The following is a 22527-nucleotide window of genomic DNA, read 5'->3' on the forward strand; positions in this document are numbered from 1 at the left end:
TTTTGCTAAGTCGCTTCTATATGAAGCAATGGTAAACTTTATTTTCTGCTTTTCCAAATTCTTAATTTAAACCGCATGTCGAATTGTAATTGAAATCCAATTATTTGATAATAATTTGTATATATGTAGTTGACTACGTACTTTTGAATTATATATGATAAAAACGATGGAAATACAATTTGAAATCAAGACCTCAACAGTTGCAGAGACCGAACAAATCATTGATTTAATACTTACTATTCAGCAACAAGAATTTAATATTCCGATTACTGCTGAAGATCAGCCTGATTTGAGTGAGATAGATGAGTTTTACAAAGGACCAGGAGGTGAATTCTGGATTGCGAAACATAATGACCAGGTGATTGGTTCTATCGCACTGATCAATATTGGCGATGGAATCGGAGTAATCCGAAAAATGTTTGTCAATAAAGATTTTAGGGGAAAAGAGAAGGGGATCGCACAGGAGTTATTGGTTACGCTTATTGCATATGCTAAAGAAAAAGGGATGAATGCGATCTACCTGGGAACTGTACAAATTTTACAGGCAGCGATCAGGTTCTATGAGCGCAATGGTTTTGTTCCTATTGAAAAAGCGAACTTACCTGCTACGATGCCTTTGATGAAACTGGACACTCACTTTTTTGTTTTACAACTGAATAATGACAAATAAAGATGCTGTTAATCTGATAGATGAATCTGGTATATTGGCGATATCCACACGTTTACAACGTTTAAGTGAACAATTTCGTAAGGATGGATTATTGCTGTATAAAACTTTTGGTATAGAGTTCGAACCGAAGTGGTTTCCAGTAATCTATACCTTACAGTTTAAATCCCCTTTGAGTATCCTTGAGCTTGCTTCGGAGATTGGCTATGCACATCCTTCAACAATTAGTTTATTAAAAGAGCTTGAACAGCAAAAGCTGATCAGCTCTTTACGTGATAAAACTGATGAACGTAAAAGGCTGATTATATTGACTGGGAAAGCCTGGGGAGCTGATCGAAAAAATGAAACCAGTATGGGAAGTCATGATCAAAGTCTTATCTGAGGTTACTGAGAATGAGAATAACTTGTTGAAGGCTTTGAATGAGGCAGAAGAACAGCTTCGGAAAAAGAGCTTTTTTGAACGGGCACAGAATCTGGTGGAGACCATGAAAGAAAAACGGTTTGAAAGCAGCGCGGAGCTTTTGGAAATAGAGGTTCAATTGGTTGAAACAACCGAAGGAATGAAAACTTCGGCAGCAATAGTAAAATCAATTTTAAGGGAAATTGATGATGAACAGTCTTTTGTGAGTACAACGGATGATAAAACATTACATTTTCTGGCTACAGTACATGATTTGCCGGCTGGAACATGCAGCTGCCGGAAAACCAGGGTGGGGAATAAAATCGAAGGGCTGGCGATATTAGAACAATATAGAGGCTTAGGAGTAGGCAAGGCCTTAATTCAGAAACTAATAGCTCAGAAGATTGAAGGGCTTTATGTGCATTCGCCCTTGGCATTGGTCACCTGGTTTGAAAAAATGGGTTTCTTGAAAAAGGGCAAAGAGCAGGAGGAATCTGGTAATCTTTATTATAAAATGGTTTTAAAAGATTAGTTTATTCCTTTAAGTATTATTTTGTAAATAAACTTTCAGTAATATTTGAAAGTTTAAAAACTTTAGTATATTTGTTCATGGAATTACCAGAAGCAAAACAGAAATTTATTGAGGCGTGGGGGAAATTGGGTTCCGAGTGGGGTATAAACCGTACAATGGCGCAGGTCCATGCTTTGTTATTGATTTCTCCTGAAGCGTTGACTACTGAAGAAATTATGCTCACCCTGAGTATTTCAAGAGGAAATGCGAATATGACTTTGAGAGAGTTAATCGGGTGGGGACTTGTAGAAAAACAACATAAAGCAGGGGAGCGTAAAGAGTATTTTTTTGCTGATAAGGATACCTGGAACATTGCCAGACAAGTAGCTAAAGAGCGTAGGAAAAGAGAACTTGACCCAGTGATCAAAATTCTTGATGAATTGTCTAAGGTAGAAGGGGATGTGAAAGATCCTGAATTTATGACTTTTACAAAATCTGTTAAAGACATTAATAAACTGGCGAAAAATGTAGATAAAACATTGGATACCATGCTTAAAGCTGAAGAGAACTGGTTTTGGGGTTCTATATTTAAAATCTTCAAATAAGCAATGATAAAAATCTTCAGGTATGAGGATTTTTTTTACCAGTTGAACTTTCAAAAATTACTGAAACTTAAATATATACAAGATGAATATTTCCCTTCTTAAACCGGTTCCTGAATTTACAGAAGATAGCCAGCCCGCTTTCCGGTTAGCTGATCGTATTGCCTATCTTATCTTGAGCTGGGGAGGGATTGCTTATATTCTTTCAGGTTATACAAGCCTGATGAATGGTTTGCTCCCTGAAGATCATATTTATCGTGAATACCTGATTTGCGGTGGTCAGCTTTTATTTCAGGGGTTCGTTGTGAGCGGATGAAAATCAGTAGCCGCAGGAAATGGGATTATCTGGGACATATGATGACAATTTCTTTTGGAGGGGCTATATTACTGCTGCCAGGTCTGTTATTCGCGCATTGGGTTAACCTTCCTCCCTTAGGTTATGCTGCTTATTTTATGGGAGTTGCCGGCTTAATGTTTTTAGAGCATATTCGTAGAACCAAGCTTTTGAAATTAGGCTGGACACTGACATTTACCTGGGCATTATATCGGTTTGTTATTCTTTTGATCATCCTTTTTATCCATTAATATGAACTATAATAAAATTATTCTGGCCGGAGGTAATGGTTACCTTGGTGGCGTATTGGCACAATATTATAGAGGTCTGGCTAGCGAAGTAATCATTCTGAGCAGAACTGAAAAGGCAGCTGATGGAAATATTAAAACATTAGTTTGGAATGGGGTAGATGATGGGGAATGGAGTAATTCTTTAGATGGTGCTGATCTGTTAATTAATCTTTGTGGTAAAAATGTAAAAACTGCCGGTACACGGAGAAAAACAAGAAAGCGATCGTTACTTCAAGGTTGCAGCCCACCCGGCTACTGGGATTAGTAATCAGTAAAATGACTGCTCCTCCAAAATTGTGGATCAATGTAACCTCTTCAACAATTTACCGTCATGCAGAAGACAGGCCTCAGGATGAGGAAACCGGAGATATAGGTTATGGTTTTTCTATAGATGTGTGCCGTCAATGGGAGTCTTCTTTTTTTGAAACGGAAACTCCGAAAACAAGGAAAATTGCATTGCGGATGGCTATTGTTCTGGGCCGGAGCGATGGTGCTTTCCCCCGTTTACTGAATCTGGTAAAACTGGGTTTGGGAGGACATCAGGGGGATGGCCAGCAATATGTTTCATGGATACATGAACAGGATGCAGCTAAATGCACTGAATGGTTGCTACAGCATGAAGAGCTGAGCGGGGTTATGAATTGCGCTGCACCAGAAGCCATCAAAAACACGGATCTGATGAAATTGCTGCGTAAGTCGTAAGTCTTATGGTATTCCTTTGGGACTGCCTTCTCCAGCATGGCTATTAGAGTTGGGAGCGAAATTGATTGGGACAGAAACTGAGCTGATCTTGAAAAGCAGGTGGGTTATGCCAAAACGTTTATTGGATGGTGGTTATCCTTTTTTGTTTTCAAAATCTGAGTATGCAGTAAAGGATATTTTAAGCATTCGTATTTAAATTTTAAAATACATAATATGTTTCAGAAACTGTTCGATTCCGCCTTATTAAAAGGATTTTTTTTCTCTAATATTTTTGCAATGCTCATTATGGGGGGGACGAAATATTTCTTCGTTGATCGTGATGGAACCATGATCTTTTCGGAGTTTGTTATCTTACCATTGATGATGGGAATGATTAGCAGCTGGTTCTGGAGAGACCTGAAGCTTAAAAGTAAAACGATCATTGGTTATTCCTGTCTGAATGGTTTGATCGGAATAGTATTAAGCTATGTCTTTTATAAAGAAGGCTCGATCTGTCTGCTCATTGTTTCCCCTTTGATTTTTGTTTTTATTGTGACCGGTGCATTTATTGGCCGCAGTATATTGAGAAGGAATAGTCAAAAACTCAATGTAAGTATCTTTTCACTCCTTATAATCGTGTTTTTGACAGATGCAGTTCAGGAACATCATTATGAGAATATGGTTGCTGATGAGATGGTGATCAATGCAAGCCCCCGGGAAATATGGAAACATGTTGTTTCATTTAAACCTATAAAAAAAAAAAAATGATTACTGGCTGTTTAATATCGGCATGCCAAGCCCTGGTGCAACTACTGTGGAGGGCTATTATAAAGGAGCCGGTCGTAAATGCATTTTTAGTAATGGATATACCTTTGATGAAAAAATAGTCACTTATGATGTCAATAAGGATCTTACGTTTGATATTACCGGTCAGCCCAGAGATCCAGAGATCATGGGACATATAGATATTCTAAGAGGTCAGTTCTTATTAAAGGATAATAAAAACGGTACAACACACTGATAGGTAACAGCTGGTATAGATTATATGTTTTTCCAACCTGGTACTATGATATCTGGGCTAAAAGTATTACCAGAAATGTTCATTTAAGAGTAATGGAGCATATTAAAGAGCTCAGTGAAAAAAGATAAGACACTATTTTTGTTTGTTGTTAAAAGGCTCAGCTTTCTTAAAGCAATACCTTTGTTTGCCCTTATTTTTGATAGCTGGCTTAAACTATGGATGTTTGTTATCAGACCTGAAATACTGGACTGGCTGGATGAAATTGAAACGGAAGTATTAACCTGGGACGGGATGTTGGGCAGATTGCATAAATATGGTGGTATGCAGCTTGATTTTCATGGACATGAAATTGGGCATATTCATAGTAATGGGATCATGGACATCTTATTTACAAGGCAGTTTAAGCAACAATTAATCAAAGAAGGAAGAATACAAGATCATCATCTGTTCACCTCATCGGGATGGGTCAGCTTTCATATTGACTCTGAAAAAGATAAGGACTATGCTAAACACTTGTTAGCCCTTTCTTATCAAAAAAATATTTCAACTTTCATTACCCCTTAAAGTTTCTCAGAGCGCGATATTTCGTTAAATCATATGATGTTCGGGGGAATAGGTGCCTGTTTTTTTTTTTTAAGGGTTAGGGGGGCAGAATAAATGAGAGGAATCCGGGGAATGCCAATTTGAAATTAAATAGAGTTTTTTGATAAAAAACAGTTATTCCGATGAGGAACAAATTATTAATTGCAGTTGGCACAGTCTCGCTTTTATTCCTTGCAGCCGGCATGCCATTTGATTTCAGACAGCTTGTAAGTATCTCCAAATTGATTGGAACAAGTAATCAGCAATTAAAAAATGGGAAAGGATTTGATATCTTCTGTATACAAATTCAGCTAAATCAAGAGCATTGAAACAGGAATAAATTCAGCTTGTTTCAATGCCCGGATTTAGCTGCTGATTACGATATCGCTAACAATTCTTATCTAATTCACACCATTGTGTATGGAGGCTAACATAACGTAATTTAGTCCTCTTTCAAAAAAAGGACCAGCCTTGCCATCGCGGTATAACTTCAGGATATGGGTGCGTGTAGATGATAATAGGTAAGGCAGAACCTTCTTGATTTTCTCATTCTCCTTTTCTTTCCATAAAGTTACATACACTTCCTGGACTACCGATTCTACTAAATCTTTGTCTTTTAGTCGTTTATAAGACTCATTATATAGCTTTTTCCAATACCTGTCAAAAATTTCTACAAATGCCTGGCGATCGCCCTGTTTTAAATAAGTGAGTAACATTGTGTCGCTAAAGTAACTGTAGATGCTTTTTTCTGGTTCCATAGTAATCTTGTTAAATCAATTAATTCCCTGATTTTTTATCAAGTATAAAAAAATAACAGCTAATTTTTCTGATTATAGACAGGTCTGATTTCATTATTTTTTGCTAAATGCATTTAAATTATCGCCTGGCTATTTAAAGAATTTATATTTTTATTGTCCTGATTGATTGGTTGTTAGCTATTTTGCGGAAATACTACCGAATCATGCGTAAGCTATTTCTTCAATTGATTCTGACTAAGAAATACCTCAGTAGAACTTATTTCTGCATAGTAGAAATTCAAGGCAGCCAGTAAGGCTTTCTGAACTTGTTCAGCTTTTACCTGCTGACCGTTGATCTCCAGATCTCTTGTGGCCGTCGCATCCCCTATAACCTCACAATTAAAGCCATAATCCTTGGCGGCCTTTACAGTGGCATCTATACAAACATGGGTCATCATACCTGCAAATACCAGGTTTTTAATGTTTTTACGTTGAAGATATTCCAGCAAATCTGTTTCACGGAAACTATTAGGATAATGTTTTACAATTAGCTTCTCATTTTTTAATGGGGTAACATCCTGATGGATCTCTGCACCCTTTGTATCAGGCAGGAAAAAGGTTGCGCCTTCTTGCAGGGCAATATGTTGTACATGAATAACGGGGATACCTGCCTGTCTGCTTTTTTTTTCAATTAGTTTTTTAGCATTCGTGCTGGCTTCATTTGCATTGACAAGGGGCATTTTACCACCTGGGAAGTAGTCATTTTGAATGTCGATGATGATTAATGCACTATTTGCATGATTTATCATTTGAGCGGATACAGCAGGGGCAGTGCTGATAGTGAGCAGGCAGGCTGCACCGATGTTTAAGATTGCTTTCTTCATTTTTTTTTTTTTTATAAAACAAAAGTACAGCGGCACTTTTTGTGAAAAATTGAACTAGTTCAATGCCGCAAATAATAATATTAAATCCTGGAAAGCTTTTTCCTGATTTTATTTAGAAATTCATGTGTAATGCCTAGGTAAGCAGCTATTTGCAATTGTGTTAACCGATCTTCTAAATCCGGGTATTTTCCAATAAATTCAATGTAACGCTCTGCAGCTGTTTTGCCAATAGATGAGATGACCCGCCGCTGAAAAGAAACCAATGTTCTCTGATTCATAATACGGAACAGTTTTTCAAACTTTCGCCAATTGCTGATAAAGGAGATCTTTATCAGTCTTATTAATACATAAGACTTCACAATCTTCTAAAGCCTCTATATTCAGGATAGCTGGAACCTGGTTGGTAAAACTATCAATGTCCGTGGCCCACCAGTCTTCTGTGGCAAAATAAAGGATCTGTTCTGAACCATTTTCGTCAAGATAATATACTTTAAAACAGCCTTTTGTAACAAAGCCTTCGTATCTGCATATTTCTCCGGCTCTGAGTAGAAAATCTTTTTTCTTCACCTTTCGGTTTTGAAAATTTGCGCAGAATTGTTCAAATTCTGTATCCGTTATTTGGATATGTTTCTCTATGTTTTTACGCAGCAGCTGGAACATCTTATTTCTTTATGATAATTCTTTGGACATAGGCTCCACCCCAAATGCCAAGGGCGTTTTCAATATTTCCCTTGATGGGAACGTCTAAAATACCAGCAAGACTTTTGGCTGCTTGTAAATCAGCGCTGTACACAGATAATTGAAATATACTGGGTCTGTTGATTTTACGAGTAGACTGAGTTGCGTATTTTCAAGTCTAAATGATAATTTGTCAAAATAGATTGCTAATGTTGTCTTGTTTCCATTAAATGTTTTGTCGGTTAAAAAAATCCTGCCAGAGTGGTCTTTTAAAACGTTGTATCTTACATTCTCGGTTCTGCTATCATCTGTACCAATAAATACCCTGCTGAATTTTGTGCTAAAGGTCGTGTCACGTTTCAGTTCCAGTGCAGGCTTAAGTTTGAGCAGTTCAATAAAATCACTTTCTGAATTGACCTTTATTTTTTGCCCGTTTTCAAAATAATAACGTTCTATAGTATAGGGGGTCGCGGTTATTTCAAAAGTATAATTATTACTTACGTGATTTAAATCAGCTATTTCTGCTTCTACAGAAGAAGAATCCTGATTGACCAGATTTAACTTAAATGCTGATGGTACCGTTGTCTGTGCCTGGTATGTTTCCCCTTTATAATTGATAGCCCAATTTATAACGCTGACCAGCCATTGCTTTTTTTTTTACAGGTATAATTCCCTTTGCCTGCGTAAGTATATTTTTCTATTAATGTGTTATTCTGATCAAACAGACTGACTTGAGCATCTTCAACATCCGGGAATGTCTTAAGCGCAGCAGAAAAGACAGAAGTACTCAGATTGATTATGGCATCATTTTCTTCGTTAAATTCTCCCAGTACAACCAGTCGGGAAGGATTTTTAGTAATATCTACATTTGTTTCTTTTTCACAGCTGCTCATGGAGAATAAAAGCAGGAGTACCAGAAGTTTTTTCTTGCTGTAAATATGCATACTTAGAATTTATAAGTGAAAGTAAAATAGGGAATTAGTTGTAACTTATCCTGTTCCAGAATATAAATATGATTCGTTTCACTATTAATTGCCGTATAGACAGAGCTGGATTGGGGATTAGCAATCGCATTATACATACCCAAAGACCAGATTCTTTGATGTCCGCTTTTTAGCTTTCGGGTTAAGTTTTTAAGCCAATATCGAGTTTGTAATTATTGGAGAGGGTGTAATTGTTTAGTCCGGAAATGACATAGGTATAAGGAGCTGAGTCGTTACCTAATACTTCTTCCAGGCTTTTATGTACGGTTTCCGGAACCGTAATATGCTGACCTGTTGTATAAGTCCATAAAGCAGATATGCCAAGTCTTTTACCGATTGATGCATTAGCTGCAAAATTGAAATTATGTCTGAAATCCTGATTCAGGGGAAAACTCTTTCCTAAATTAAGTGCCTTAAACTGACCTGTAGTTTTGGAGAGGGTATAGGCCATTTGAAACCTCAGCCAGTTGAATTGTTGTGTGTAACTGAACTCTATACCCTTGCTGATTCCTTTTCCCGGAACCAGGCGGTCTTCTATTTTTTTTGCGAAATAACCGTTGGCAATATCCTGTCCCGAACCTAGTGCCAGTAAATTAGTCATGGTCTTATAATAGACCTCAATTGCAAAACTACTTGTTTTACCAGCCTGCAGGCGATATGAAAGGTTGATGACTTCTGCAATCTCTGGCTTAATATTCTTACCACTAGGTAACCTGAATTCGGTCGGAAACGAAAATCCATTTACTGTAAACTGATGAATAAACTGGGACATTTTGGAATAAGAGGCGGTTATAACCTGGTTGTCAGTGAAACGGTAAGCAAATCTGATACGGGGCTGCAAAGTGTGATAAGTTGTTTTTCCTGAATTAAATCCAGCATAATGTAAACCTGCAATCAGTTCTGCGCGATCTCCGATTTTAACTTCATCCTCAACATAAGCGCTAAAATTCAGGGTATTGATATTTATACTTTCAGTTGAAAAAAGTGAAGCCGGGAACAGGAATGAATTGACATTCACACCGCCTCCGAAATTTAATTTAAGATCTGGTCTCAGGTAGTAATTAAAATCACTTTTTATACCGTAATCTTTAACAGTAGAGTAGATCCTGTTCGGAGAATCCTCAATATTCGTGAATTTGACATCAAAAACTATTTCTGTATTGGCTAAAGGTAGCCGTTGTGTTCTTAAACAGACGGGGGCTTAAAATTCTATTCCATCTGAAAGCAACCAGACGATTTCCCCATTTTAAAGTGCTTTTGAACTCTTGAATGTTACTAATTGAAGCCTCCTGCGGTAGTTGTATTTTTTGACGGTAGGAGTCATTTCCTAAATATGCACTGATATAAAACCTGTTATTGGGGTCAGCGATATAATTGAGTTTTAAATTAAGATCAGAAAAATAATAGAACAGACCTGCATCCTCCAAAGATTTTGCACCTAACAGATCCAGCCAGCTTCTTCTCATATTAATGGTAAAAGATGCTTTGTCCTTAATAATTGGTCCTTCAAGAGCTGCTGAGCCATAAAGCAGGCCAATTGTAGCATGACCATGATATTTTTCCATATTGCCATCCCGTGACCGGACATTCAATACCGAAGAAAGACGGCCGCCATATTTAGAAGGGAAGTCACTGCGGTAAAAGTCGACACTTTTTTTAATACATCCGGATTGAAAATGGAGAACATTCCGTTAAAATGATTGATATTATAAATGTTGATATCATCCAGTGTGACCAGATTCTGATCAGCATTACCACCTCTTACAAACATACTTACAGAGCCACCACTATTACCCGCAACACCAGGATAAAGCTGTACAGCTCTTACTACATCCTTTTCTCCAAGAAAGGATGGCAGTTTACTGGCTTCTTCAAGATCGACATGATCTCCTCTTAAATTCAGGTTACTCTGAGCCTCGTTGCTTTTTGTGACTTTTAATTCAGGGAGATCTAAACCTGACTTCATAAAGATGTCCTTTCTTATATTACCGCTCTCCAGGTCGACTTTCATGAGTACAGCATCATAACCGGTATGGGTGACATTTAAGTCGTATTTGCCTTTTTCAAGACTAATACTATAAAAGCCAAAGCCATTTGTTGTTGCAATACTACGGCTTTCTGTCTCCGTTATATTCGCACCAATGATAATCTCACCGCTGCCTTCTTCCTTAACTATACCGCTAATAGTAATTAATTTGGGATTGCTGATTAAAAGGATCTTGCCTTCATATTCTTTAATCCGGATAGATTCGGCACGCAGAACTTCTTCCAGTAACTCCCCTACAGTTTTGATTTTTGCTGACAGGCTTATTTTTCGGTTCATCCTGATATTGTCCGGATTATAAGTCAGCAGGATACCCGTTTGTTCTACCTGGGTCAGGAAATAGGAGATAAGCCCCTTCCTTTCAGAGAGTTTAACTGGTGTATTTAATAAACTGATTCGATTCTGCGCATTCAAGAAGGCAGGAACCAATAGTAAAAAAAGGAAAATATAGATTTTATTGCCTGTTGTCATTCTCACAGGCTAAATTATGGATTAATATGTAATCTTTTTTAACCTCATAATTAAACTTAAGAATGAGTTTCAACTCATCTAATATGCTGTCTAATGTTTTGTTGGTGAAAAAAGTAGCTGTCACCGCGCACGATGAAGCATTACTATCCAAAATAATTTTCCTGTGATAAATGTTTTCCAGTGTTTTAACTACGTCAGATAATTGCTCGTTTTTAAAAACTAAACGACCTGTCTTCCATGCGTATTCGTTTTCAGAAAGAACAGTATCCTTTTGTAGCTGATCATTATTCAGAATTCCCCTGTTTCCGGGTAAAAGTGTAATATTGATGCCGTGTCTCGTTTTGCTGCTTAATTGAACTTTACCAGTTTTTACGATAACCTCTACTTTGTCAAGGTTAGTATTCACATTGAATGATGTTCCCAATACTTTAACTTCTCCCTTCCCAGCTTCAATAATAAAAGGTCTGGACGGGTTTTTCGTTACTTCAAAAAAGGCTTCTCCCTCAAGTTTTACCTGTCTTTTATCAGATGATAAGTGTTTGAAATACTTTAAAGTACTGTTTGTATTTAATGAAACGATTGAACCATCCTCCAGGGTAACCTTTTTGCTGGCAAGATTGCCTGATGTCACCGTTATTAATGGGTTGTAGTAACTGCTGTAATAGATTAAGCCAAAACTTGTAATTAAAAATAAAGATGCCGCTATAGATAGCCACAATCTGCGTTGTGACGGTTTTTGAGTCAGTTTAACTGTTGTGTTTTGTTTTTCTCTGATTTGAGTATTAACTTTTTGCCAGCTATTATCTAAATTAAATTGGGGAATATGTGCAGACTGACCTGCTTGCGCGACCAATGATTTCAGACGTTTGTATTCCAGCGGGTTGGATGCAATCCACTGTTCTACTATAACCTGATCTTCAGGAAGAGTTTCGCCGTTGAAATGTTTGGCCAGAAGAGTATTAATATCTTGATTTTGCATTGTTTGCTGTTAAACAAAAATTAAACGTAAAAATTTGGGATACCCCTATGCCCAAAGAAATAAATAAATGCGAGTAAAATAGAAAAAGGAATATAATGCGTACGGGCAAATTCACGCATGATTCCAATTGCTTTCCCCATTTGGTTTTCAACTTTAATAGAGATTCCCAATTCGTTTGCTATCTGTTGATAAGTAAGCTTATCAATTCTGCTCATTCTGAAGATAGCACCGCATTTCGGCGGAAGAAGTGCTAATGCTTCATCGACCAGTGTCTGAATATCTGTACTTTCTTTATTATCCTCTTCTAATGGGGTGTCTGTTATTTTGTTATAAACTGTTTCATCCTCCATTGAAACGGTATGAACCTTTTTTCTCAGTCTTGAAATACAGTTGTTGCGGACGGCAGTGATCAGATAGTACAATGCATTTTTATCATTGACCATATCCTGTTTGATCTCCCAGAACTTAACAAATACCTCCTGTACAGCATCCTGACTTTCGTCACTATCTGCAAGGTATTTATAGGCATGCATACATAAGGTATGATGGTGCAGACGGAATAACTTTTGAAAATCTGAATATAGAGGTTCGTTTATGTGCATAGATTAACGGCCTGATTAAGGCTTGCATTTAGCAAAGGTAAAATTATTGTAATTGATCGGGCATTAGAATTTTTGAAATAAAATTAATTGGTGCATGGGGGTATTTATGTTTCTGGTCGTCTATTAGAAAATGACTGATTCATTAGAACCTATTATATGAGAAAAGTTACTGGAATGGCTATTATTATTTTATCTGGACTGTTAAATCAGGTAAAAGCTCAGGATTTTAGACCCGGAAAGTCAAGTAGTATAAGATTGTCACAAAGTTTTGTAAGAGCGGAATCAGATTTTTCTATGTTAACGGTTTTGGGTTATCGCTATCAAATCGCAGAAACAATACGAATAGGAGCTGATTTAGGCTATCATGGACGTACCTATTCAAGGAACAGAATAAATGAATTCGCAGCAGCAGCAAGTACCGATTTTACGTATTCAAAAGGCAGAGCGATAGAATTTTATGGCACAGTAAGCGTTGGTTATAGAATACATACTGGCAAATTTGATTATGCTGATAAGCCGGTAAGTCAGGAAATGAAAGGGGCCAGGGGCCAATAAAGTTATTTATCAAATTAATCCTATAGCAATGCGTGTAGGCAACGGCCGGATAGCTGCATTTGCAGAGCTTGGCTGGGGATACAGAGGGCTGGTTACCATAGGTATTGCTTACAAATTTTAGTTCACAGACACACAATTTTATCTTTTAATATATGGAACCAATAATTGGAATTATAGAAAAAAACTCAGTTAAAGTAGCACAGGCACTGAACATAATCCTGGCCGATGAATTCTTACTTTATACAAAGACAAAAAATGCACATTGGAATTTGGATAAGAATGATATCCATCGCAAACTCATGCTTTTTAAAGAACAGTATGAGGAATTAGAAGTCATCATGGACAGCATTGCCGAACGTATTCATGCAACAGGGTATAATATACCCGCTACACTTGAAATATTTTTAGAATTGGAACATCTTGCTGAACAATGTCAGATTAAAAATGATGGAATTGAGTTTATTGCCGAATTGTTAGAAGACCATGAAAGCCTGATTATCAGATTACAGAAGAAAGCTGCTTATTTTGGAAATGAGCTTCAGGAGTCAGGTGTTAGCTGTTATATTCTTCAGTTAACACAAATGCACCAGGATATGATAGCATCGCTCAGGATTTATTTATAATCGGAATAGCCCCTGTGTTATACAAGTTATACGCAGGGGTTCATCATCTGACCTAAATATTAAGAAAGCATAAAAAAAAAAAATATGGTATTTTTGTAGTTCTATTGAATGAAATCATTACGTTTTGAAACCAACTTATACCAAATTTCTATCTAGAAAGATCATTCTTGCATTCTTAGCGGGTGTGATTGTTCTTGCTATAGCAGCACTTTTTGTACGTTATTCGATCACGCATAAATTAGAAAATCTTTCAAAGTTTGCTTACAATATTGAACGTGATCAATCAAAACCACAACGTGCCTTACTATTACTTCATCAGGCTGAGGATGATTTTCAGGAATCACTTTTAAGTACTGATACGACTAAAAATAATGCTTATAAGGTAAAATTATCACAGGCTTTTGATGAGATTGATTCCTTGCTTAAGCAGAATACTGATACCGCAAGTTTATCTGCTGTACAGCGTAATAAAGTCCGTTACTGGTATCATAAAAAACTAAAACTATCAGAGAATTTATATACCCTTAAACATAATTTTGATTCATTACTTACTGCTTATACTGATTTTAATCTGAGTCAGAAAAGCGTTCCGGGTATCCGTACAACTGTACATGCGAATAAAAGGATTGCCAAAATTGATACTGACACAATACGTAAAGATGTTGTCGTTAAAAAGAAAGGCCTTTTTACTAGATTAAAAGATGCTATTTCCAACAGCAATACATCCCGCACAGGGGTTATTGAGATTAATCATAACCGGACCAGCGGTTCTATTGATTCTGTTACTATGAAAATTGCCGGAAAAGATAAAAGAGCTTATACTAAAGGTATACAGCAATTACAGGAACGTAATGAAAAATTATTAACCACACAAAAAGATTAATTACACTGAATATCCGCATCAACAATGAAATGGAACGGATTATTAATGGGATTAAGGAGATCAACTATAGTATTGTAGCTGAGTTTAAGGAGATGGCTTTTAAAAGCTATCAGGAAACTACCGCCTTATTGAATAAGTTCTATCTCGCTGCACTCTTCCTGGTACTTATATTTGCTATATTATTGATCATATTTATCATCAGGCTTGATAAGTCAGAAGTATTTCTGCGAAAAGAGAACGACCGTGCGGTAACTATTGCACAGCAAAAGATGGACTTACTGTTACATATGAGTCATGAGATACGTAATCCATTAACAGCGATAAAAGGTTTTCTTTATATATTCAGCAGGACGAATCTTTCTCCCCGGCAAAAAGAAATGCTTGGTTCTATCACACTATCTTCTGATATGTTGCTGCTCACTCTGAATGATACGCTTGATGCTGCAAAAATGGAAAACAATGAGTTTAAGATTAATAGTGATCCATTTAATGCTGATTTGCTTTGAAAGAGGTGATAGAAAGTATGGAGTTTAGCGCAACTAAGAAAAAACTTACTATCAGTTATAATTTTGAGGGAAATAAAGAAGCTGTATTATTAGGTGATAGTTTCAGATTGAAGCAAATCATGGTTAACCTGTTGAGTAATGCTATTAAATACACTAATACAGGTGGAATTACAGTAAATGCTAAATTGATAAATGTAAATCAGGAAACCAAATTGGAGATTGGGATTACAGATACCGGGATGGGTATTAGTACAGAGCAGCAGGCAAACCTGTTCTCTAAATACTATCAAACCAACTCTGCTAAAGGAAAGGCAGGAACGGGGCTTGGGCTTTACATTTGCAAGCAAATGGTTGAACTGCAAAAAGGGGAGATCAGTGTGGAAAGTAAAGCCGGAGAGGGCAGTACTTTTAAATTCTATATACCTTATCAGGATAGCAATTCGACTGATAGTACCCATGTTAAAACTGTAACGGATGATCCACTGCTCTTACTTAACGGTATAAGTATTCTGGCTGTAGACGATAATGAGCTAAATCTCATGTTCCTTAAGATGATGACCAGTAAATGGAATGTCAGATTTCACCAGGCATCAAATGGAATTGAAGCCCTGGCTATACTCCGTAAAGATCTGGTAACAGTTGTTCTTACAGATATACAAATGCCAGAAATGGATGGGTATGAACTTCTTTCGGCGATTAGAAATTCTGATGATTCCATCAATAAAACACCTGTTATTGTCATCAGTGGTAACGAAACGGAGCTCGAAAATAGCATTGTTACAGCAAAGGGGTTTTCTGGTTTGGTAAAAAAAAACCATTTATTGAAGCAGAGCTTGTCCGAAAAATTGCCTCCGCTATACAGCCTGTAACTGAAATCAGTTAATTTTTTTTATAATTATTGTAATTTTAAGCTATTACCGGAGTCATAGAACTAATTTATTCAATTGTTCTACTCCCTTGGGCTCTTTCACCTGTTTTAAATATAAATGGGACGACGAAATGACTGGTGTTGAAAAAAAATTGACTAAAAAAATAATATAAAAAAAAACATCGAATTAAATTAAGGTATGAAGCAAAAATTATTATTAACAATGGCCATTTCGGGTTTGTTCCTGAGTGCTTCGGCACAAAAGGTGAAATTCACCGAGTATGATATGGACAATGGCCTGCATGTTATTCTGCATCAGGATAAAACAGCACCTGTAGTTGCGGTATCGGTAATGTACCATGTAGGTTCAAAAGATGAGGAAACACAAAGAACTGGTTTTGCGCATTTCTTTGAGCACCTTTTATTTGAAGGCAGCGACAATATGAAACGCGGCGAGTTCATGAAAATTGTAAGTAGTAATGGAGGTCAGAACAATGCCAATACCTCGCAGGACAGAACATTTTATTACGAAGTATTTCCTTCCAATCAGTTAGAACTTGGTTTATGGCTGGAAAGTGAACGTATGTTACATCCAAAGATTGATGAAGCTGGTGTTAAAACGCAAAATGAGGTTGTAAAAAGAAGAGAAAAGATTACGTATTGACAATTCTCCTTATGGGAAATTCACAGAAAAGATATTTACCCGTTTGTTTGAAGGACATCCATACCGCTGGCAGCCAATTGGCTCTATGGAACATTTGGATGCAGCAAAGCTGAGTGAATTCATCGCTTTCTTTAAAAAATATTATGTTCCGAACAATGCCGTATTAACAATTGCTGGTGACCTGGATATCGAAAAAACAAAGTCTTTAGTTAAGAAATATTTTGATGAAGTTCCAAAAGGTGCTCCGGTTGTAAAGTCAGTTTATGAGCCACGACCGATTGAAAAGGAAATCATTGATACTGCTTATGATGCAAATATCCAGATCCCTGCGATATTCGCGGCTTACCGTGTTCCGGGTATGAAAAGCCATGACAGTAAAGTTTTAGGAATGATCAGCACATTACTTTCTGGTGGCGGAAGTTCAAGATTAAGTACTAAAATGGTTGATGAGAAGAAAACAGCGCTTCAGGTGTGGCAGCTTTCAACTATAGTTTAGAAGATTACGGAGCTTATATCACCTTAGCTTTACCAAATAACAATACACCATTAAATGATCTTTTAAAAGATATTGATGCTGAAGTTACACGTTTACAGACCGATCTGATCAGTGAATCAGAACTGACTAAACTACAGAACCAGTTTGAAAACAGCTACGTCAGTGCGAACAGTAAAATGATTGGCCTTGCTGAAAATCTTGCCAATGGATATACTTTTCACAATAAGGACACCAACGATATCAACGAAAAATTAGATAAAGTAAGGTCCATAACCCGTGAAGAAATCAGAGAAGTAGCACGTAAATATTTGAATAAAGATCAGCGTATTGTTCTTTACTACTTACCTAAGAAATAGTATAATTCTAATCAAGATTAAAATTAAGAAATGAAGAAGATATTCATATTTGCCATTGCAGCACTGTTTGTACAGGTTGCCGTAGCGCAAAAATTAGACAGAAGCCAGAAACCGAACCAGGTCCTGCACCTGTGCTTACCTTTGCTGATCCTGTTGTTTATAAACTTCCTAACGGAATTACAGTTCTGGTAGTTGAAAACCACAAACTGCCAAAGGTATCTGCTACTTTTAGTATAGATGCAGGGCCGGTTACTGAAGGTTCGAAAGCTGGAGTCATATCCCTTTTAAGTGGATTAATGAATGAAGGAACAACTACTAAATCTAAAATTCAGTTTGATGAAGCTGTTGATCAGTTAGGTGCAAATGTAGGGGTTTCTGCTGGTGGTGGAAGTACTTCTGCGCTGACCCGTTATTTTGACAATGCTTTTATTTTAATGGCTGACGCTTTACGTCATCCGGCTTTTCCGGAGGCTTCATTTGAGAAATTAAGATCGCAGGCCATTACAGGATTGAAATCCAGTGAACGTAGTGCTAAATCTATTTCCGGACGCGTTGTAAATGCGCTTGCTTATGGTGTTAATCATCCTTCTGGCGAATTTGAAACTGAAAAAAGTATCAATTCAATTACTTTAAGTGATGTGAAAGCAGCTTATGGCCAATATGTTACGCCATCCAGAGGATATCTTACTTTTGTTGGAGACATTAAACCTGAGACAGCAAAAGCATTAGCGATTAAAGCATTAGGCGATTGGAAAGGTGCTTCTTTAACCCTTCCAGTATTGGCAAAAGTGAATAATCCGGCTAAAACAGAGGTTGACGTCATTGATGTGCCAAATGCGGTGCAATCGGAAATTACGGTGACTAACCTGATTGATCTGCCATTAAACAGTCCTGATTATCATGCTGTTTTACTGGCTAACGAAATCCTGGGTGGTGGAGCAGATGCTAAACTTTTCAGAAACCTGAGAGAGAAACACGGATTTACTTATGGTGCTTATTCATCAACAGGTGCGGGCCGTTTCCAATCAGAATTCCGCGCTAATGCCGCAGTAAGAAATGAAAAGGTTGATAGTGCCGTAGTAGAATTTTTGAATGAAATCAAAGTGATGCGTACAGAAAAAGTAAGTGAGTGATGCTGATCTCCAGAATGCCAAGAACCTGTATAATGGATCTTTTGCATTAGGCTTGGAAAATCCTGCACGCATGGCCAGTTTCGCCAGTAATATTCTAATCAACAATCTTCCAAAAGACTTTTACCGTACTTATCTTCAAAAGATAAATGCTGTTACAGCAGATGATATCCTGCGTGTCAGCAAGAAATATTTTGGTTATGATGATGCACGTATTGTAATCGTTGGTAAACAAGAACAGTTTGTTCCGGGCTTAACAAAAATGGGATTTGTTGTCAAATCATATGATAAGTATGCAGCTCCGGTAACGGCAGCCCCTGCAACAGTCAAAAAGACAGCTGAATAAGCTGGTTTTTTAATTGGCTAAAAGCCCTGATTTATAGCTGAACTGTGATTTTTGGTTATAAATCAGGGCTTTTTTATTATCCAGCCAGAATTTATCATCTTTGAACACAGGAATTCTATAATTTTAATTTTGAAAAGAGTAAAGAGCAAGCGGACCACCATACCTATTCATAAACTCCAGGAACGTACAGCACTGGGGATACAGCTCCGTTATTTTACTGGTTTTCAGAAAGAAGACCTGAAACACCTTGGTGCACATAGAGATGATCATTACATTTTTATTCTGCAAAAACAAGGAAAGAGTAATCTAAATCTGGACTTTAGAAATATAACTGTTGAAGGCAGTGCTGTTTTTTTTATTTTACCGGGACAAGTACATTATGTGCCTGAATCACAGCAAACAGCTGGCTGGTTTATGGCTATAGATTCCTCTTTGGTAGAAAAAAGCTATAACCAGGTTTTTGAAGAACAGGCACTTCATCAGCAAAGTCTGGAAGTCGGCCCGGAAAAGCTCGATCAGTTAGTGAAGTGTATGGAGCTTTTATCAGGTATGTTTGACGATTCTGATCAGCCATCAATGCCCAGTACACTAATTCACTCTTTAGCTTCTGTGTATGTTGGTTTATTTGCAGATCTTTATAGTCCAGTGCACCAGAAAAAGATAAACAAAACTTAAGACCGGAAGTGATTACGAGAGAATTCAGGGCAATGTTATGCCGTCAATTTAAAACCATCAAAAATCCAAGCCAGTATGCTGATGCACTTTCGTTATCCTTATCTTATTTAAATGAGGTGGTTAAAGCGGTAACTGGTTCTCCAGTGAGTTACTGGATTCACCATGAAGTGATTCTGGAAGCTAAAAGGATGTTGTATTACAGTGATTTAAGTGTAAAACAAATTGCTTTTTCGCTGGGCTATGATGATCATGCTTATTTTTCAAGACTTTTTACCAAAGTATCGGGTATTTCAGCCGTCAAATTCCGGAAAGACTACCGCGAATAATCCAATTCAAACCTTGGATAGTCTCTTGAATGGGCTTTTGTTTTATCGTTGTTTTGTATAAAATAAAGCTTATGAATATTATCAAAAAGAAATTCTTGTCAATCTTTGAAAACCAGGTTTTAAAACAAGGCTGTGTTTTGGAAGTAAGAGCATGGGATCCTGCCACTTTTTTTGAAGTTGATTTACATCTTCCAGGGGTGGACATGGAAAAATGGACAAGTGTGCAACACATGAAAGTTAAAGTTTCTGAATATACCTACCGTGATTATACACCTGCATTATGGGATGCTGAAACTCATACTTGTACACTTTGCCTCAGTTCTGATCATGACGGACCCGGTAGTAAATGGGTGTCATCCTTAAAAAGAGGGGATACTGTTTCTTATATCGGCATCGGGTCTACTTTTCACAAACCAGTTGCTGACAGCAAATTATTATGTTTAGGGGATAGCAGCAGCATCGGTCATTTTCTTGCTTTGAAGCAGCTGGCCTTAGGTATAGGGGAGGTCTACGGAGCGATAAGTTTTAATATGGAATCGCATGCAAGGGAATTCTCAAATTATTTTGACACTTACTTGCAGCCAATACCAGAGAAGAAATGGGATATCTCTCTTTTATCCTGGCTGGATCAACAGGAGTTAAGTAAATGAGACTATTTATATTGCTGGTCATATTCCAACGGCTATGCAGCTTCGTAAACACTTAAGACAACGTGATGATTTTAATGGAAGTATTAAACTTCAGGGATTCTGGCACTAAAAAAAATGGTTAAAGAAATAAGATCAGACATTTTATTAGGGCTCTGGTGCCTGGCTGTAGCCATAGATTGCCTGGTAATTCTGATATATATGATGTAAATTAGTGTAATCATTATATATAATGAGATGGATTATGATAAATAACTATCTGGAAAGTGTATTCAAACAGTTTGAATACTATAAAATACTTGGAGAGAAGACTTTTGATCAGGTTACCGATACACATCTTTTTTATCAATATAATGAAGATAGTAACAGTATAGCTACTATTGTAAAGCATATTGCCGGTAACATGTTATCCCGCTGGACGGATTTTTTAACTACCGATGGTGAAAAAGAATGGCGTGACAGGGAAGCTGAGTTTGATAACAATTTGAATAGCGTGCAGAACTACTGAGTAGATGGAATGAAGGCTGGGCTTGTTTATTTAGCGCATTAAATTCGATTAAAGAAGGTAATTTTGAACAAATCATTTATATTAGAAATCAAGGCCACTCTATTACTGAGGCCATTAACAGACAGCTGGCTCATTATCCATATCACATAGGCCAGATCGTTTTTATTGGAAAAATGTTAGCAGGTAAAGACTGGAATTCTTTATCAATACCCCGCGGGGATTCTCAGAAGTTTAACGGAGAGAAGTTCTCTCAGCCAAAAACTAAAGCACATTTTACAGATGAATTTTTAAAGAAAGGAAAAGATCAGGATTGAGAATTTCCATTTGAATCCTGAAATCACACCTGTTGCTGATTTTGTGGTAAGATTATCTGCCATGTCTGGTATATTATTGCGGAAGTTAATTCCTGATAAAATAATTTAATTCTGGTTATTAGAAAATTTATTTAGTATGAATTTACTCTATTGCTTTTGTAGGGTAGGGTAAGTAATTATAGCTAGCTTTTTTAGACTATAATTACCTCTCAAAAAACTGTTAACTAGTGCTTTGGCTAAATCAAAGTACTAAATGCACTACCATGCAAAACAACAAATGAGAGCTCAACTACTTAAAATTCCAACCCCGACTGTTAATTCTTTCAATATCCGGAGAGATACAGTCCCGCATGTCAACAACCATTGGCATTACCATCGTGAAATAGAATTGATCTATTTCAAAAATGGTTCAGGCACCCAATTTATTGGGGATAGCACTATCCCATTTAAATCAGGTAACATCGTTCTGGTGGGCAGTCATCTGCCTCATTACTGGAAACTCGATGATGCTTATTTTTCTTCCGATAATAAGATGAATACTGACGTGATTGTCATTCATTTTTGTGAAGATTTTCTTGGGGAATGTTTTTTGAACCTTCCTGAAAATAAGATCATCCGGAAAATTCTTCAGGAATCTAAAAAAGGAATCCAGGTCCAGGATAATAACAGCCCCGCAAATAGTGCTGTGCTGATGGAGCAGATATTTCTTAGTGCAGGCACAAAACGACTAATCTTGCTGCTCGAAATTTTAGCGGTCATTGGGAATGATCTTAAAGGATCTACTTTGTTGTCTGCTGATTTTCTGAATAATACTTCAATAAAGGACAATAGCCCGATTAGTAATATTTATAATTATATCCTCCTTAATTTTAATAAAAAGATAAGTATTGCAGAACTGGCCGATTTTGCAAATATCAGTGTGCCTTCATTTAGCAGGTATTTTAAAACCCATATTGGAATGACCTATAAACAGTTTTTATTGGATGTCCGTGTCGGGCAAGCCTGCAAACTGCTTATTGAAGGCCATATGAATGTGAAGCAAATAAGATATGAATGCGGTTTTCAAAATGTAGTCAGCTTTCATAAGCAATTCAAAGAGGTGACGGGGAAAAGTCCATTGGAGTATCAGAAATTTTATTTGCAACCGGTGGCGGAATTATAGTC

Annotated in this window: 38 protein-coding genes and 1 pseudogene; 29 read left to right on the top strand and 10 right to left on the bottom strand. The window is 37.0% G+C overall.

The features are described from left to right. Window positions 1–166: 166 nt before the first annotated feature. From ACWYN3_RS05065 to ACWYN3_RS05125, 13 genes are all read left to right on the top strand, one after another. On the top strand, window positions 167–670 hold the full coding sequence (locus tag ACWYN3_RS05065) for a GNAT family N-acetyltransferase (RefSeq protein WP_456220164.1): 504 nt from the start codon (window positions 167–169) through the stop codon (window positions 668–670). Continuing rightward, window positions 660–1049 (top strand): MarR family winged helix-turn-helix transcriptional regulator, encoded by a 390-nt coding sequence (locus ACWYN3_RS05070; protein WP_456220165.1) that lies wholly within the window; start codon window positions 660–662, stop codon window positions 1047–1049. Before ACWYN3_RS05065 ends, ACWYN3_RS05070 begins: the two co-directional genes overlap by 11 nt. Continuing rightward, the gene (locus tag ACWYN3_RS05075) at window positions 1009–1599 is read left to right on the top strand and encodes a GNAT family N-acetyltransferase (RefSeq protein ID WP_456220166.1); all 591 of its coding nucleotides are present in this window, start codon (window positions 1009–1011) and stop codon (window positions 1597–1599) included. Before ACWYN3_RS05070 ends, ACWYN3_RS05075 begins: the two co-directional genes overlap by 41 nt. A 77-nt stretch (window positions 1600–1676) precedes the next feature. Continuing rightward, on the top strand, window positions 1677–2183 hold the full coding sequence (locus ACWYN3_RS05080; protein ID WP_456220167.1) for a GbsR/MarR family transcriptional regulator: 507 nt from the start codon (window positions 1677–1679) through the stop codon (window positions 2181–2183). Between the two features lie 82 nt (window positions 2184–2265). Then, window positions 2266–2496, top strand: a complete 231-nt coding sequence (locus ACWYN3_RS05085; protein ID WP_456220168.1) for a hypothetical protein — start codon at window positions 2266–2268, stop codon at window positions 2494–2496. Further along, entirely contained in the window at window positions 2493–2765 is a 273-nt protein-coding gene (locus ACWYN3_RS05090) for a hypothetical protein (RefSeq protein WP_456220169.1), read from the top strand. Before ACWYN3_RS05085 ends, ACWYN3_RS05090 begins: the two co-directional genes overlap by 4 nt. Before the next feature lies 1 nt (window position 2766). Beyond that, the gene (locus ACWYN3_RS05095) at window positions 2767–3069 is read left to right on the top strand and encodes a hypothetical protein (protein WP_456220170.1); all 303 of its coding nucleotides are present in this window, start codon (window positions 2767–2769) and stop codon (window positions 3067–3069) included. Between the two features lie 11 nt (window positions 3070–3080). After that, on the top strand, window positions 3081–3506 hold the full coding sequence (locus ACWYN3_RS05100) for a hypothetical protein (protein WP_456220171.1): 426 nt from the start codon (window positions 3081–3083) through the stop codon (window positions 3504–3506). 16 nt (window positions 3507–3522) lie between these two features. Next, window positions 3523–3702, top strand: a complete 180-nt coding sequence (locus ACWYN3_RS05105) for a DUF1731 domain-containing protein (protein ID WP_456220172.1) — start codon at window positions 3523–3525, stop codon at window positions 3700–3702. A gap of 17 nt (window positions 3703–3719) precedes the next feature. After that, window positions 3720–4253: a hypothetical protein gene (locus tag ACWYN3_RS05110; protein ID WP_456220173.1), complete on the top strand. Its 534-nt coding sequence runs from the start codon at window positions 3720–3722 to the stop codon at window positions 4251–4253. 22 nt (window positions 4254–4275) lie between these two features. After that, window positions 4276–4506, top strand: a complete 231-nt coding sequence (locus tag ACWYN3_RS05115) for a hypothetical protein (protein WP_456220174.1) — start codon at window positions 4276–4278, stop codon at window positions 4504–4506. A gap of 180 nt (window positions 4507–4686) precedes the next feature. Next, window positions 4687–5070, top strand: coding sequence for a luciferase domain-containing protein (locus ACWYN3_RS05120; protein ID WP_456220175.1), 384 nt, complete (start codon window positions 4687–4689; stop codon window positions 5068–5070). 161 nt (window positions 5071–5231) lie between these two features. Then, a complete protein-coding gene (locus tag ACWYN3_RS05125; protein ID WP_456220176.1) occupies window positions 5232–5417 on the top strand; it encodes a hypothetical protein in 186 nt (61 codons plus the stop codon). 72 nt (window positions 5418–5489) lie between these two features. On the opposite strand, the gene ACWYN3_RS05130 is transcribed toward ACWYN3_RS05125, so the two are convergent. From ACWYN3_RS05130 to ACWYN3_RS05175, 10 genes are all read right to left on the bottom strand, one after another. Next, window positions 5490–5846 (bottom strand): RNA polymerase sigma factor, encoded by a 357-nt coding sequence (locus ACWYN3_RS05130; protein WP_456220177.1) that lies wholly within the window; start codon window positions 5844–5846, stop codon window positions 5490–5492. Between the two features lie 212 nt (window positions 5847–6058). Further along, window positions 6059–6709 carry a cysteine hydrolase family protein gene (locus ACWYN3_RS05135; protein ID WP_456220178.1) on the bottom strand — a complete coding sequence of 217 codons (651 nt, stop codon included), beginning with the start codon at window positions 6707–6709 and terminating at the stop codon, window positions 6059–6061. 80 nt (window positions 6710–6789) lie between these two features. After that, window positions 6790–6987: a hypothetical protein gene (locus tag ACWYN3_RS05140; protein ID WP_456220179.1), complete on the bottom strand. Its 198-nt coding sequence runs from the start codon at window positions 6985–6987 to the stop codon at window positions 6790–6792. A gap of 16 nt (window positions 6988–7003) precedes the next feature. After that, window positions 7004–7276: a Crp/Fnr family transcriptional regulator gene (locus ACWYN3_RS05145; RefSeq protein WP_456220180.1), complete on the bottom strand. Its 273-nt coding sequence runs from the start codon at window positions 7274–7276 to the stop codon at window positions 7004–7006. A gap of 737 nt (window positions 7277–8013) precedes the next feature. Beyond that, a complete protein-coding gene (locus tag ACWYN3_RS05150; protein WP_456220181.1) occupies window positions 8014–8331 on the bottom strand; it encodes a hypothetical protein in 318 nt (105 codons plus the stop codon). A 181-nt stretch (window positions 8332–8512) separates the two neighbouring features. Further along, on the bottom strand, window positions 8513–9523 hold the full coding sequence (locus ACWYN3_RS05155; RefSeq protein WP_456222888.1) for a TonB-dependent receptor plug domain-containing protein: 1011 nt from the start codon (window positions 9521–9523) through the stop codon (window positions 8513–8515). Next, on the bottom strand, window positions 9513–9935 hold the full coding sequence (locus ACWYN3_RS05160; protein WP_456220182.1) for a hypothetical protein: 423 nt from the start codon (window positions 9933–9935) through the stop codon (window positions 9513–9515). Before ACWYN3_RS05160 ends, ACWYN3_RS05155 begins: the two co-directional genes overlap by 11 nt. A gap of 23 nt (window positions 9936–9958) precedes the next feature. Beyond that, on the bottom strand, window positions 9959–10885 hold the full coding sequence (locus ACWYN3_RS05165) for a carboxypeptidase-like regulatory domain-containing protein (RefSeq protein ID WP_456220183.1): 927 nt from the start codon (window positions 10883–10885) through the stop codon (window positions 9959–9961). After that, window positions 10869–11864: a FecR family protein gene (locus ACWYN3_RS05170; protein WP_456220184.1), complete on the bottom strand. Its 996-nt coding sequence runs from the start codon at window positions 11862–11864 to the stop codon at window positions 10869–10871. The genes ACWYN3_RS05165 and ACWYN3_RS05170 overlap by 17 nt, the downstream gene beginning before the upstream one ends. A 20-nt stretch (window positions 11865–11884) precedes the next feature. Beyond that, a complete protein-coding gene (locus tag ACWYN3_RS05175; RefSeq protein WP_456220185.1) occupies window positions 11885–12466 on the bottom strand; it encodes an RNA polymerase sigma-70 factor in 582 nt (193 codons plus the stop codon). A gap of 156 nt (window positions 12467–12622) precedes the next feature. On the opposite strand from ACWYN3_RS05175, the gene ACWYN3_RS05180 reads away from it, so the two are divergent. From ACWYN3_RS05180 to ACWYN3_RS05255, 16 genes and pseudogenes are all read left to right on the top strand, one after another. Then, window positions 12623–13021: a hypothetical protein gene (locus ACWYN3_RS05180; protein WP_456220186.1), complete on the top strand. Its 399-nt coding sequence runs from the start codon at window positions 12623–12625 to the stop codon at window positions 13019–13021. 152 nt (window positions 13022–13173) lie between these two features. Beyond that, window positions 13174–13644, top strand: a complete 471-nt coding sequence (locus tag ACWYN3_RS05185; protein ID WP_456220187.1) for a Dps family protein — start codon at window positions 13174–13176, stop codon at window positions 13642–13644. Window positions 13645–13768: 124 nt separating this feature from the next. Continuing rightward, window positions 13769–14527, top strand: a complete 759-nt coding sequence (locus ACWYN3_RS05190) for a hypothetical protein (protein WP_456220188.1) — start codon at window positions 13769–13771, stop codon at window positions 14525–14527. A gap of 29 nt (window positions 14528–14556) precedes the next feature. Beyond that, window positions 14557–15033, top strand: a complete 477-nt coding sequence (locus tag ACWYN3_RS05195) for a histidine kinase dimerization/phospho-acceptor domain-containing protein (RefSeq protein ID WP_456220189.1) — start codon at window positions 14557–14559, stop codon at window positions 15031–15033. 5 nt (window positions 15034–15038) lie between these two features. Continuing rightward, window positions 15039–15902: a hybrid sensor histidine kinase/response regulator gene (locus tag ACWYN3_RS05200; protein WP_456222889.1), complete on the top strand. Its 864-nt coding sequence runs from the start codon at window positions 15039–15041 to the stop codon at window positions 15900–15902. A gap of 198 nt (window positions 15903–16100) precedes the next feature. After that, entirely contained in the window at window positions 16101–16565 is a 465-nt protein-coding gene (locus ACWYN3_RS05205; protein ID WP_456220190.1) for a M16 family metallopeptidase, read from the top strand. Window positions 16566–16608: 43 nt separating this feature from the next. Further along, the gene (locus ACWYN3_RS05210; RefSeq protein WP_456220191.1) at window positions 16609–17061 is read left to right on the top strand and encodes a M16 family metallopeptidase; all 453 of its coding nucleotides are present in this window, start codon (window positions 16609–16611) and stop codon (window positions 17059–17061) included. Continuing rightward, the gene (locus ACWYN3_RS05215; protein WP_456220192.1) at window positions 17037–17417 is read left to right on the top strand and encodes a M16 family metallopeptidase; all 381 of its coding nucleotides are present in this window, start codon (window positions 17037–17039) and stop codon (window positions 17415–17417) included. The genes ACWYN3_RS05210 and ACWYN3_RS05215 overlap by 25 nt, the downstream gene beginning before the upstream one ends. A 131-nt stretch (window positions 17418–17548) precedes the next feature. After that, entirely contained in the window at window positions 17549–18550 is a 1002-nt protein-coding gene (locus ACWYN3_RS05220; RefSeq protein WP_456220193.1) for a M16 family metallopeptidase, read from the top strand. Further along, window positions 18543–18893 carry a hypothetical protein gene (locus ACWYN3_RS05225; RefSeq protein ID WP_456220194.1) on the top strand — a complete coding sequence of 117 codons (351 nt, stop codon included), beginning with the start codon at window positions 18543–18545 and terminating at the stop codon, window positions 18891–18893. Before ACWYN3_RS05220 ends, ACWYN3_RS05225 begins: the two co-directional genes overlap by 8 nt. A gap of 129 nt (window positions 18894–19022) precedes the next feature. Then, complete coding sequence (locus ACWYN3_RS05230) at window positions 19023–19568, top strand: AraC family ligand binding domain-containing protein (RefSeq protein ID WP_456220195.1); 546 nt, start codon at window positions 19023–19025, stop codon at window positions 19566–19568. Between the two features lie 8 nt (window positions 19569–19576). After that, a complete protein-coding gene (locus ACWYN3_RS05235; RefSeq protein WP_456220196.1) occupies window positions 19577–19894 on the top strand; it encodes a helix-turn-helix domain-containing protein in 318 nt (105 codons plus the stop codon). Window positions 19895–19965: 71 nt separating this feature from the next. Next, entirely contained in the window at window positions 19966–20544 is a 579-nt protein-coding gene (locus tag ACWYN3_RS05240; protein WP_456220197.1) for a hypothetical protein, read from the top strand. 241 nt (window positions 20545–20785) lie between these two features. After that, window positions 20786–21207 (top strand): annotated as a pseudogene (locus ACWYN3_RS05245) (DUF1572 family protein); the annotation flags it as partial. Between the two features lie 15 nt (window positions 21208–21222). Then, complete coding sequence (locus ACWYN3_RS05250) at window positions 21223–21363, top strand: hypothetical protein (RefSeq protein WP_456223353.1); 141 nt, start codon at window positions 21223–21225, stop codon at window positions 21361–21363. A 277-nt stretch (window positions 21364–21640) separates the two neighbouring features. Beyond that, window positions 21641–22525: an AraC family transcriptional regulator gene (locus ACWYN3_RS05255; protein ID WP_456220198.1), complete on the top strand. Its 885-nt coding sequence runs from the start codon at window positions 21641–21643 to the stop codon at window positions 22523–22525. Window positions 22526–22527: the final 2 nt, after the last annotated feature.

It is taken from the genome of Pedobacter sp. NJ-S-72, from assembly GCF_053890575.1.